This is a genomic window from Bacillus sp. GbtcB10 (genome assembly GCF_019091365.1).
GTDB lineage: Bacteria > Bacillota > Bacilli > Bacillales > Bacillaceae > Bacillus > Bacillus altitudinis.
In genome coordinates this window covers 409,131-421,436 of record NZ_JAGXJP010000003.1, presented here as the reverse complement: position 1 = coordinate 421,436, position 12,306 = coordinate 409,131, and the positions used below count along the sequence as shown (strand labels likewise).

The 12,306-nt window shown below is 41.0% G+C and carries 11 protein-coding genes; all 11 read left to right on the top strand.

Going from position 1 to position 12,306, the window contains the following annotated elements:
• The first annotated feature begins 35 nt into the window (after positions 1–35).
• The 11 genes from recO (at position 36) to KVT11_RS12295 (ending at position 12,275) form a co-directional block, all read left to right on the top strand.
• On the top strand, positions 36–806 hold the full coding sequence (recO, locus tag KVT11_RS12345) for a DNA repair protein RecO (RefSeq protein WP_007501304.1): 771 nt from the start codon (positions 36–38) through the stop codon (positions 804–806).
• A gap of 329 nt (positions 807–1,135) precedes the next feature.
• Complete coding sequence (gene glyQ, locus KVT11_RS12340) at positions 1,136–2,023, top strand: glycine--tRNA ligase subunit alpha (RefSeq protein ID WP_050827420.1); 888 nt, start codon at positions 1,136–1,138, stop codon at positions 2,021–2,023.
• Entirely contained in the window at positions 2,016–4,061 is a 2,046-nt protein-coding gene (gene glyS, locus KVT11_RS12335; RefSeq protein ID WP_050827418.1) for a glycine--tRNA ligase subunit beta, read from the top strand. Before glyQ ends, glyS begins: the two co-directional genes overlap by 8 nt.
• Positions 4,062–4,227: 166 nt before the next feature.
• Positions 4,228–4,866: a transcriptional regulator CcpN gene (gene ccpN / locus KVT11_RS12330; protein WP_024423017.1), complete on the top strand. Its 639-nt coding sequence runs from the start codon at positions 4,228–4,230 to the stop codon at positions 4,864–4,866.
• Between the two features lie 25 nt (positions 4,867–4,891).
• Complete coding sequence (locus tag KVT11_RS12325; protein WP_008342399.1) at positions 4,892–5,713, top strand: pyruvate, water dikinase regulatory protein; 822 nt, start codon at positions 4,892–4,894, stop codon at positions 5,711–5,713.
• 261 nt (positions 5,714–5,974) lie between these two features.
• On the top strand, positions 5,975–6,475 hold the full coding sequence (locus tag KVT11_RS12320) for a YaiI/YqxD family protein (protein WP_008342395.1): 501 nt from the start codon (positions 5,975–5,977) through the stop codon (positions 6,473–6,475).
• A gap of 33 nt (positions 6,476–6,508) precedes the next feature.
• Positions 6,509–8,338: a DNA primase gene (gene dnaG / locus KVT11_RS12315; RefSeq protein WP_008342393.1), complete on the top strand. Its 1,830-nt coding sequence runs from the start codon at positions 6,509–6,511 to the stop codon at positions 8,336–8,338.
• A gap of 203 nt (positions 8,339–8,541) precedes the next feature.
• On the top strand, positions 8,542–9,663 hold the full coding sequence (gene rpoD, locus KVT11_RS12310; RefSeq protein ID WP_008342392.1) for an RNA polymerase sigma factor RpoD: 1,122 nt from the start codon (positions 8,542–8,544) through the stop codon (positions 9,661–9,663).
• 301 nt (positions 9,664–9,964) lie between these two features.
• On the top strand, positions 9,965–10,324 hold the full coding sequence (gene cccA / locus KVT11_RS12305) for a cytochrome c550 (RefSeq protein WP_008342390.1): 360 nt from the start codon (positions 9,965–9,967) through the stop codon (positions 10,322–10,324).
• 120 nt (positions 10,325–10,444) lie between these two features.
• Complete coding sequence (locus KVT11_RS12300; RefSeq protein ID WP_116307159.1) at positions 10,445–11,161, top strand: tRNA (adenine(22)-N(1))-methyltransferase; 717 nt, start codon at positions 10,445–10,447, stop codon at positions 11,159–11,161.
• Complete coding sequence (locus tag KVT11_RS12295) at positions 11,154–12,275, top strand: Nif3-like dinuclear metal center hexameric protein (protein WP_116307157.1); 1,122 nt, start codon at positions 11,154–11,156, stop codon at positions 12,273–12,275. Before KVT11_RS12300 ends, KVT11_RS12295 begins: the two co-directional genes overlap by 8 nt.
• Positions 12,276–12,306: the final 31 nt, after the last annotated feature.

The window sequence follows — 12,306 nt, the reverse complement described above, 5'->3', positions numbered from 1 at the left end:
TTCTTGACCCCCTCCAATGCTCGGAGTGTAGACAAATGCTCATTAAAAGTGAAGGAATCGTCCTTAGAACAACAGATTATGGCGAAACAAACAAAATTGTCACGCTGCTCACTAGAGAACATGGGAAAATTGGTGTGATGGCAAGAGGCGCTAAGAAATCGAACAGCCGCCTGTCAGCCATAAGCCAGCCGTTTTTATACGGAACCTTCCTGATCCAATCATCAACAGGACTTGGAACGCTCCAGCAAGGTGAAATGATGGAAAGCATGCGAACCATTCGGGAAGATTTATTTCTGACCGCATATGCCGCATATATGACAGAATTACTTGATAAAGGAACAGAAGAAAAGAAGCCAAACCCTTACTTGTTTGAACTTCTTCTTCAATCTTTACGCCATCTCAATGAAGGCACAGATGCTGATATTATTTTATTTATCGTAGAGGTCAAAATGCTGTCAGTGATGGGGTTGAAGCCTGAACTGGACCAATGTGTACACTGCGGTCAAAAAGAAGGGCAGTTCCATTTCTCAATTAGAGATAACGGATTCATCTGTAGGCAATGCTTTTCTAAAGATCCATATAAACTGCCCTTATCCCCAGCAGCAGCAAGACTGCTCCGTTTGTTTCATTATTTTGATTTATCAAGGCTTGGTCAGGTTGACGTGAAACCACAAACGAAACAAGAAATTCGTCAAGTGCTCGATCATTATTATGAAGAGTATTCAGGTCTTTATTTAAAATCAAAAAAATTCATGAATCAAATGGAATCCATGAAAAAGCTAATGGACGGTGAAAACAAAAGTTGACATCTCTCGTGACTTTTTGTAAGATCATCTAAGATCAAATATGTTGCATTGACAGAAAGAAGTACTTACGTATCAGCCATAAAAGCGACCTTAGGACGGTGTGAGCTAAGGATGGACACGTAACGAAAGGCATTCTTGAGCAACGTAAAACAAAGCGGCTGGGTGCTACGACACCAGCAAATAGGGTGGAACCGCGGGAAAAACTCTCGTCCCTATGTTTGCAAGGAACCTTGTGAGCATAGAGACGGGAGTTTTTGTGTTTTGCAAAAAGGTTCTAGGCCCCACCGCCATACATAGCGGATGGTGTAAAAAAGATGGAGGTGCGATCATTGAATATTCAAGACATGATTTTGACACTGCAAAAGCATTGGTCAAATGAAGGCTGCGTATTAATGCAGGCATATGACACAGAAAAAGGTGCTGGAACGATGAGTCCATACACGTTCCTCAGAAGCATTGGACCAGAGCCATGGAAGGTAGCCTATGTAGAACCGTCAAGACGCCCGGCTGACGGCAGATATGGAGAAAACCCAAACAGATTGTATCAACATCATCAATTTCAAGTGATCATTAAGCCATCACCTGACAATATTCAAGAACTGTATCTAAAATCATTGAAGGCGCTTGGCATTGACCCGCTGAAACATGATATTCGTTTTGTTGAAGACAACTGGGAAAACCCATCTCTTGGCTGCGCAGGACTTGGCTGGGAAGTTTGGCTTGATGGAATGGAAATTACGCAATTTACGTATTTCCAGCAAGTCGGCGGTTTAGAATGTAAGCCAGTTTCTGTTGAAATCACATACGGAATTGAGCGTCTTGCTTCTTACATTCAGGACAAAGAAAATGTATTTGATCTTGAATGGACAGATGGCTTTACTGTAAGAGATTTATTCTTAATGGCTGAATACGAGCATTCTGTGTATACGTTTGAAACATCTAATACGGATATGCTGTTCGATTTATTTACAACATATGAAAAAGAAGCACATAGCCAAATGGACAAAGGGCTTGTTCACCCGGCATATGATTATGTACTCAAATGTTCTCACACATTTAACCTGCTTGATGCCAAAGGCGCGATTTCTGTGACTGAGCGAACAGGTTATATCGGAAGAGTACGTCAGTTAGCGAGAAAAGTAGCCAAAACATATTACGAAGAACGAGAAAAACTAGGATTCCCTATGCTAAAAGAGGAGGCGGCTTCTCATGAATAAACAAGATGTATTACTTGAAATCGGCTTAGAAGAGATGCCGGCTCGTTTCATGCCAGAAAGCACAAAGCAACTAGGTGACAAAGTAAAAGCTTGGTTCGTAGCGCAAAATATTTCATTCGAAGACGTTGCTTTATTTAATTCACCAAGACGTCTAGCTGTACTCGTCAAAGGTGTTGCAGAAAAACAAGAGGACATCAAAGAAGAAGCAAAAGGACCGGCTAAAAAGATTGCTCAAGATGCTGAAGGCAATTGGACAAAAGCTGCCGAAGGTTTTGCCCGCGGACAAGGTGCTTCAACAGATGATCTTTATTTCAAAGACATCAAAGGTGTGGATTATGTCCATGTCCAAAAGTTTCAAGAAGGAAAACAAGTCAAAGACCTTCTTCCAGCATTGGGTGACATTGCAGCTTCATTGAGTTTTCCAAAGAACATGAGATGGGGAAGCGAGGATTTACGCTATATCCGTCCAATTAAATGGATTGTTTGTTTATTTGGTCAAGAGATCATTCCTGTCGAAATTGCAGGAGTGAAAAGCGGACGGGAGACTAGAGGACATCGTTTCCTAGGGACGACAGCCAGCATTGACACACCAGCTTCTTATGAGCAAACATTAAGAGATCAATTTGTCATTGTAGATTCAGATAAAAGAAAACAATTAATTACTGAGCAATTACATGCGCTTTCTTCCGAAAAAGGCTGGGTCATTCCAGTTGATCCTGAGCTTCTAGAAGAAGTGAACGATCTCGTTGAATATCCAACCGTTCTATTTGGTTCTTTTGAAGAAGAATTTCTTGCGCTGCCGGAAGAAGTGCTTGTCACGACAATGAAAGAGCATCAGCGTTATTTCCCAGTGAAAAATGAACAAGGGGAATTACTGCCGCACTTTATTACGGTCAGAAATGGAAACAGTGAGGCACTTGAAAATGTGGCAAGAGGGAACGAGAAGGTCCTTCGTGCACGTTTATCAGATGCGGCATTTTTCTATAAAGAAGACGAAAAACTCGTCATTGAAGACAACATTCAAAAGCTTGATAAAGTCGTATTCCATGAGAAACTTGGCACGATTGGTGACAAGCTGAAAAGAGTAACAGACATTGCCGTCCGCCTAGCAGATCATGTGGGTGCAGATGAAGAAACGTCTAAACGCGCTGCAAGAGCAGCCAGTATTTCTAAATTTGACCTTGTGACTCAGATGGTCTATGAATTCCCAGAATTGCAAGGAATCATGGGTGAAAAATATGCTAGAGCACTTGGCGAGCATGAAGAAGTGGCAAAGAGTATCAACGAGCACTATATGCCGCGTTTTGCCGGTGACGATGCGCCGTCAACACTTATTGGGGCGATTGTTGCAGTGGCGGATAAGCTAGATTCTATTTGTTCATTCTTCTCAATTGATGTCATTCCAACTGGCTCTCAAGATCCTTATGGATTAAGAAGACAAGCGAGCGGTATCGTTCAAATCCTGCTCGACCGCCAATGGAATCTTTCATTTAAAGAGCTTTTAGCACTAGCTCAAGTAGATGCAAAACATGAAGCGGCTCTCATTGAATTTTTAACACACCGTTTGAAATATGTCCTCCAAGCAGAACATATCCGTCATGACGTGGTGGAAGCAGTCCTTGATGTTGAAAATATTGAACCATATGCGGTTGTGAAAAAAGCGGCTGTTCTTGAAGAGAGCGTGAAACAGGAGAGTTTCAAAGAAACGGCTGAGGCACTAGGCCGCGTCATTTCAATCAGTAAAAAAGGGGAAGACGCACAGATTCAGCCTGAACTGTTTGAAAATGAACACGAACAAAAGCTATTTGAAGCGTATCAGCAAGCGGAAAAAGCCGTCAACGAGTATATGGCAAGAGGACAGTACCATTCAGCACTTGAAGCGTTAGATACGTTAAAAGCACCAATTGTTCATTATTTTGACCATACCATGGTTCATGCCGATGATGAAAAACTGAAACAAAATCGTTTGGCACAAATGGTCAAACTTGCAAAAGTCATTCAATCATTTGCGAATATGAACAATTTAATTGTAAAATAAATACCTAAGAACGGTTGCCTTTTTCGAAGGGCAATCGTTTTTTACTCATTTAATTCACGGTTTTTGAGTGGATTTTTGTTTCATTCGGACGAAGATGCGCTATAATATGATGAGTTATGAAATTGATATACATAAAGTAAGGATTCGCTCTCTCTATTTAAAGGTGGTGAGTACAATCGAGTTAAATAAACGGCAAGAGCAGATTTTACAGATTGTCAAAGAGAATGGTCCGATCACTGGAGAGCATATCGCCGATCGGCTGAACTTAACAAGGGCTACCCTCAGACCGGATTTAGCCATTTTAACGATGTCTGGCTTTTTAGAAGCAAGACCAAGGGTCGGCTACTTTTTTACAGGCAAAACAGGCACGCAGCTTCTGGCAGATAAGCTGAAAAAACTTCAAGTGAAAGATTTTCAGTCCATTCCGGTCGTGATACACGAGAATGTTTCGGTTTATGATGCGATTTGTACGATGTTTTTAGAGGATGTGGGCACATTATTCGTTGTGGACGATCACTCTATTTTAACAGGCGTGTTATCAAGAAAAGACCTCCTTCGAGCAAGTATTGGGAAACAAGAGCTTCCGTCTATACCTGTCCATATTATTATGACAAGAATGCCGAACATTACCGTTTGCCGCAAAGAAGATTTTATTATGGATGTGGCCAAGCACTTGATTGAAAAACAAATAGATGCACTTCCTGTTATAAAAGATACGGATAAAGGCTTTGAAGTGGTCGGCAGAATTACGAAAACAAACATGACGAAAATACTTGTTAGCTTATCAGAGAACGAAATTATCTAATTACAGAAGACTGCGAGGGGATGTTATGAGTAATCGTGTAATTTTTGTTGTATCAGATTCAGTCGGAGAAACGGCAGAGCTCGTGGTCAAAGCGGCACTTAGCCAATTTGATGGCGGCTCATCCGACCATTCAAATATTAGAAGAATCCCATATGTAGAGGATGTCGGTACGATTAAAGAAGTGATTTCATTGGCGAAAGCAGATAATGGAATCGTTTGCTTTACTCTTGTTGTGCCAGAAATGCGCCAATTCTTAATTGAAGAAGCAGAAGCGAATGGCGTCGTGTACTATGACATTATCGGTCCACTTATTGATAAAATGGAGACGGCATATGGAAATGAAGCGAAACATGAGCCAGGTCGTGTACGTCAATTAGATGAGGACTATTTTAAAAAGGTAGAAGCCATTGAGTTCGCTGTGAAATATGATGATGGCCGGGACCCAAGAGGTATTCTAAAGGCTGATATTGTGCTGATTGGTGTATCGCGTACGTCTAAGACACCACTTTCTCAATACTTAGCACATAAACGCTTGAAGGTAGCAAACGTTCCGATTGTTCCTGAAGTTGATCCGCCAGAGGAGTTATTCTCAGTTGATCCAAAAAAATGCATCGGCCTAAAAATTAGTCCAGACAAACTAAATCATATCCGTAAAGAACGTTTAAAATCACTCGGTTTAAATGACCGTGCCATTTATGCGAATATCGAACGGATTAAAGAGGAACTAGAATATTTTGAAAAAGTGGTTGACCGCATTAACTGTCAAGTTGTTGATGTATCGAATAAAGCAGTTGAGGAGACAGCAAATGTCATTCATCAAATGCTGACCAAAAGAGGTTCCGAATAAACTCAGGATGCTCCTCCTGGGTTTTTCCTATGGTGGGAAACGGGTAAACAAAAACAATAGCATATTTGCTGCATTTGTATTATAATAAAAAATTGTGATAAAATGATTGATTTTAGGTTTAAGTTAAGTCAAGAACGAATAAACTAATATTGGCAGAAGTCAAGTGATTCTGAACATAACTTTTCGACAAAATGAGTTTTACTGTTGATTGCTTTATGGGGGAAAAGTATGGTCTTTTTGCTTCTCTAAAGCAGGAATAAGGTGGAGGGATGGAGAATTAGTCACCTGAATGAACGTAAAAAAGAAAGGACGATTTATGTCGATGCAGATGCTTGTCCTGTAAAAGACGAAATCCTTTCTGTCGCATCTCAATTTCAAGTACCTGTGACTTTCATTGCTTCATATGAGCATTTTCAAACCAAACGATCACCACTTGAAGATTGGCGGTTTGTTGATACACATAAGGAAGCAGCAGATTTAGTCATTGCGAACTTAGCTGTCAAGCACGATATTGTTGTCACCCAGGATATTGGTCTGGCCTCCTTACTGCTTCCAAGACAAGTCATTGTTCTGTCTGAAAGAGGACGAATGTACACAAACGAAACAATTGATTTTGATTTGGAACGCAGGCATGTTTCCAGTAAACAGCGAAGAAAAGGTGTATACGGAAAAGGTCCCAAAAAGCTTTTAGAAGAGGATAAAAAGCGATTTATTGCCCAACTACAAAAAATCCTGTCGAATCATGAAGGATTTTTGAATTAAAAGGCGAATAATGTACGACGGAGTGTTATTAGGATGAGCAAACGTATACCAGATGAACTTTTGGAGCAAATCCAAAAAAACGCAGACATTGTCGAAGTGATTGGAGAATACGTACAGCTTAGAAAACAAGGTCGGAATTACTTCGGTCTTTGTCCATTCCATGGTGAAAATACTCCTTCATTCTCTGTTTCAGCAGATAAGCAAATCTTCCATTGTTTTGGCTGTGGTGCAGGAGGCAATGTATTTTCGTTCCTCAGACAAATGGAAGGCTACTCATTTATTGAAGCCGTTTCACATGTTGCTGATAAGTACCATATTGATTTGCCGGATCATGTAGCGAATGCGCAGATCAGTTCCTCACAGCAAGAGGATACAGCAGACCATAAAATGATTGAGGCGCATGAGCTTCTTAAGAAATTTTACCACCATTTGCTGGTAAATACAAAGGAAGGTCAAAACGCACTCGATTATTTAAGGTCCAGGGGCTTTACGGATGAAACAATTGCCAAGTTTGAGATCGGGTATGCTCTCGACTCGTGGGATTTCGTGACCAAGTTTTTAGAAAAACGAGGGTTTGATCCTGCGATGATGGAGAAGGCTGGTCTTTTGATTCAACGAGAAAACGGCACAGGTTTTTTTGACCGCTTTAGAGATCGTGTCATGTTTCCAATTCATGATCATCACGGGACGGTCGTCGCTTTTTCTGGAAGATCACTTGGTGATCAGCAGCCAAAGTATATGAATAGTCCTGAAACGCCACTTTTTCATAAAAGTAAGCTGCTTTATCACTTTCATGACGCGCGTATGCATATTAGAAAACGCGAACGTGCAGTCCTTTTCGAAGGATTTGCTGACGTCATCTCGGCTGTCACAAGTGGTGTTGGCGAAAGTGTTGCAACAATGGGTACGTCTTTAACAGAAGAGCACGTAAAGCTTCTTAGGCGGAACGTAGAAGAAATCATTTTATGTTATGACTCTGACACGGCCGGGTATGAAGCGACCATGAAAGCATCAGATTTGCTTGGAAAAAGAGGATGTAAAGTTCGCGTTGCCATGATACCAGATGGACTTGATCCAGATGATTACATTCGTAAATATGGCGGCGAGAAATTTAGGAATGACATCATAGATGCAAGTGTGACATTAATGACATTTAAGATGAATTTTTTCCGAAGAGGAAAGAATTTGTCTGACGAAGGAGACCGCCTGACTTACATGAAGCAGGTTCTCCGAGAAATCAGCCGATTAAACGGTTCCTTGGAACAAGAGATTTACATGAAGCAGCTGGCCGGGGAGTTCTCCATTTCACTTGACTCATTAAAGGAGCAATTGGAGCTTTTTGAAAAGCAGCAGCGACAAGAGGCCAAGAGCTCGCAAGAAGAAAATGGGCTTGAAAAGCGGCGTGCACATCTGTCAACACAGGTAAGACGAAAACGTCTAAGGCCGGCATATGAAAACGCAGAGCGAATGCTCCTTGCACATATGTTGAAAAATGATGACGTGATCCGAAAAGTGCTTGATAGGATAGGGTTTGAATTTAATATAGATTCGCACAGAGCGCTGGCAACATACATTTATGCATTGTATGAAGAAGGCAAGGAGCCGACCCCGCAGCATCTGATGAACCGTATAGAAGATGATGTGATCAATCAGCTCCTGACGGATATATTCATGATTCAAGTTGGAGACGAACTAAGTGAAGCTGAATTAAGTGATTATGTAAAAAAAGTGTTGAATCATCGGAATTTGTCAATGATAAAGGAAAAAGAACTAGAACGTGCAGAGGCGGAGAGGCAAAAAGATTTCTTCAAAGCGGCAACACTTGCAAAAGAAATTATTCAGTTGAACCGTTCGCTGAAGTAATACGTCTACTATTTATGACAAGACTTACGGCTGGCAATGAATCCTTTAATGGGAGGAGCATAAGACCGCAAGCATCTTGCCTTCATCATTATTTATTTTATTCCTATTTGCTCATTCTGTTTGATAGAGAGAGAAAGGCAGAGCAGAAGCAAATCGCAAGTTACTTTAGAATTCGTTGCAAGCTTTGGAAGGAGGGATCCATAATGGCTGATAAACAAGCCCACGAAACTGAAACTGAATTAACCTTTGAACAGGTGAGAGATAAGCTCACTGAAACGGGTAAAAAACGGGGCGTTTTAACATACGAAGAAATTGCAGAGCGTATGTCTAGCTTTGAAATTGAATCAGACCAGATGGATGAATACTATGAATACTTAGGCGAACAGGGTGTAGAACTCATTAGTGAAAATGAAGAGACTGAAGACCCAAATGTTCAGCAGCTGGCTAAGGCAGAAGAGGAATTTGACCTGAATGATTTAAGCGTACCACCAGGTGTCAAAATTAATGATCCTGTTCGTATGTACTTAAAAGAGATCGGGCGCGTCAATTTGCTATCTGCTAAAGAAGAGATTACGTATGCTCAAAAGATTGAAGAAGGCGATGAGGAATCAAAAAGAAGATTAGCGGAAGCGAACCTTCGTCTCGTTGTCAGCATTGCGAAACGTTATGTTGGTCGTGGTATGCTGTTCCTTGACTTGATTCAAGAAGGAAACATGGGGCTCATGAAGGCGGTTGAGAAGTTTGATTACCGCAAAGGATACAAATTCTCAACATATGCGACTTGGTGGATTAGACAGGCGATCACACGTGCGATTGCCGATCAGGCGAGAACAATCCGGATCCCGGTTCATATGGTGGAAACCATTAATAAATTAATCCGTGTCCAAAGACAGCTTCTACAAGATCTAGGTAGAGAACCAACGCCAGAAGAAATTGCGGAAGACATGGATTTAACACCAGAGAAAGTAAGAGAAATTCTTAAAATTGCGCAAGAGCCAGTATCTTTAGAAACACCTATTGGTGAGGAAGATGACTCGCATCTTGGTGATTTTATCGAAGACCAAGAGGCGACTTCTCCATCAGACCATGCTGCCTATGAGCTCTTAAAAGAGCAGCTTGAAGATGTATTAGATACGCTAACGGACCGTGAAGAAAATGTGCTGAGACTGCGTTTCGGACTAGATGACGGAAGAACACGCACATTAGAAGAGGTAGGAAAGGTGTTTGGCGTAACAAGAGAGCGTATTCGCCAAATTGAAGCGAAAGCTCTTCGTAAATTAAGACACCCAAGCAGAAGTAAACGATTAAAAGACTTCTTAGAATAGAAACCGGACGGATCTTGAGAGAGATCCGTTCTTTCTTCATCAAAATGAAAACGCTTTTTTGACCTGATTATATTTTACTGAATAACAAATGAATTTGCAACGTTCTTAGAGAAAAGATGTATAAAAAATACATCTAAATGTGCTGAAGGCTTCATTTCTCATTTTGAATCATTTTTGTCTAATCTGTGAACTTGACCAAAGTTTTGTATCATAATTCGTTTACTTTTTGTAAAATTAAAGTAGAATTAGAATTGTTTGCATAGTCTCAAAGGGGTTTTTCACAAAGGGGAGGATGAAAGAAATGAAACGGAATCCACTTATACCATTCTTATTGATTGCCATTTTAGGTATTGGACTCACTTTTTTCTTATCAATGAAGGGGCTGAAAGATGAAGACAAAATTGCCTCTGGGGGCAAAGAGCAAAAGCAAGAAGAGACCGCAAATGCGACGCCGGAAGAATTGTATAAGCAGAACTGTATTAGCTGTCATGGGGAAAACTACGAAGGTGGCGCTGGTCCTGCATTAAAAGGTGTTGGCGACAAGCTTGAAGTAGCAGACATCAAGAAAAAAATTCAAGAAGGCGGAAATGGGATGCCGGGCGGGCTAATTCCGAATGAAAAGCTCGATGAAATGTCAGAATGGGTATCCAAAATTAAATAATAAAGCGCAAAAAGCTCTTTTTCATCAGAAGAGCTTTTTTCATTTGAAAACGACTTTTAAAAAGTCCATAATTTATATAAGATAGACAAGTATGAACATTAAAGAAAAGTAGTGATATGGATGAATGAAATGAATTTGTCAAAACGATTAAAAAGAGTCGCAGACTTTTTACCAAAAGAGGCGGTCTTTGCTGATATTGGCTCAGATCATGCCTATTTGCCATGTTATGCGATATTACATCATAAAGCATTGAAAGCCATTGCTGGTGAAATTACTGATGGACCGCTTCAATCTGCGAAGCAGCAAGTACATAGGCTTGAATTAGATGAGCAGATTTCAGTCAGAAAAGGAAATGGCCTTGAAGTGATTGAAAAAGGCGAGGTGAATGCTGTCACGATTGCAGGAATGGGCGGAGCACTCATTGCAAGCATTCTAAATGAAGGTAAACACAAGTTCACAGGGCAGGAGCGGCTTATTCTTCAGCCTAATATTCATGCTCACCATATTCGTTTATGGCTCTATCAAGAGGGGTATGAACTGATGGATGAAGTGATTTTAGAAGAGGATGGCAAGATATACGAAATCATCATTGCCGAAACTGGCGACAAAGATAAAGCTTATGAAGGCATGTCGATTGAAACAGGCATGCTCGTTGGTCCGTTTCTTGCCAAAGAACATAATGATGTCTTCCGGCGCAAATGGATGAATGAGCTTCAGCACATGGAGCATATAGAAGGCCAGATTCAAAAAGCAGCGCCGACGGAAGAGAACAAAGAACGTCTGAAAGAGCTGAATGCGAAAATAAAAATGCTAAAGGGGGTTTTGACTGTTGGCTAAAACAGTGAACGGGCATGAAATCATCCAATTATTTGAGCAATTTTCACCAAAGGCATATGCGGTGGAAGGTGATAAAATCGGGCTCCAGATTGGAACGCTGAATAAAAAAGTGAACAATGTCATGATCACCTTAGATGTATTAGAAAATGTGGTAGATGAGGCAATTGAGCGGAAGGTGGATCTCATTATTGCCCACCATCCGCCAATTTTCCGTCCATTAAAACATGTGGCGACAGATCAGCCGGCAGGACGGATCATTGAGAAATGCATCAAACATGATATTGCGGTGTATGTAGCACATACAAACCTGGATGTGGCTGATGGGGGAGTCAATGACTTGCTTGCAGAGGCTTTAGAGCTCGGGGAAACAAAAGTGCTAGTTCCAACATATGAAGATCCAATTAAGCAGCTAGCCTTGTATGTCCCAGTGGAATTTGAAGAGGCCATCAGGACGGCTTTAGGAAATGCGGGAGCTGGCCATATTGGCAACTACAGTCATTGCGCTTTTTCAAATGAAGGGACAGGCAGTTTTCTGCCATCAGAAGAAGCTGTGCCATTTATTGGTGAGACGGGTAAATTGGAATTTGTGAAAGAAGTACGAATCGAAACCATTTTCCCAGCAAGTATTGAAAAACAAGTGATTCGTGAAATGATCAAAGCACATCCTTATGAAGAAGTGGCTTACAGTGTTCATACGACAGATCTTCCTCCTGTTCAAAAAGGCCTTGGCCGTATTGGAGAATTAAAAGAACCTATGACACTTAAAGACTTCACTCAATTTGTGAAAACGAAGTTAGATGTGAATGGAGCGCGTTTTGTAGGAGATCAGGAAGCGATCGTGAAAAAAGTAGCTGTGCTTGGAGGAGACGGAAATAAATATATCCATCAAGCGAAAAGAATGGGTGCAGATGTGTACGTGACTGGCGACCTTTATTTCCATGTCGCTCACGATGCCATGATGCTCGGACTGAATGTAGTGGACCCAGGTCATTACGCAGAAAAGATCATGAAAGAGGGCGTAAAGACAAAGCTAGAATCGCTATGTACAGATAAAAAATATGATGTGCAATTCTTTGTATCAGAATCAAACACAAACCCGTTTCAATTTGTGTAAACAAAAACGTCAGAGCATAGCAGCTCTGACG

Bases quoted from the DNA above. Each gene is read 5' to 3' on its own strand.
- recO (WP_007501304.1), top strand. From the start codon at position 36: ATGCTCATTAAAAGTGAAGGAATCGTCCTTAGAACAACAGATTATGGC.
- glyS (WP_050827418.1), top strand. From the start codon at position 2,016: ATGAATAAACAAGATGTATTACTTGAAATCGGCTTAGAAGAGATGCCG.
- KVT11_RS12325 (WP_008342399.1), top strand. From the start codon at position 4,892: ATGAGTAATCGTGTAATTTTTGTTGTATCAGATTCAGTCGGAGAAACG.
- dnaG (WP_008342393.1), top strand. From the start codon at position 6,509: ATGAGCAAACGTATACCAGATGAACTTTTGGAGCAAATCCAAAAAAAC.
- rpoD (WP_008342392.1), top strand. From the start codon at position 8,542: ATGGCTGATAAACAAGCCCACGAAACTGAAACTGAATTAACCTTTGAA.
- cccA (WP_008342390.1), top strand. From the start codon at position 9,965: ATGAAACGGAATCCACTTATACCATTCTTATTGATTGCCATTTTAGGT.
- KVT11_RS12300 (WP_116307159.1), top strand. From the start codon at position 10,445: ATGAATGAAATGAATTTGTCAAAACGATTAAAAAGAGTCGCAGACTTT.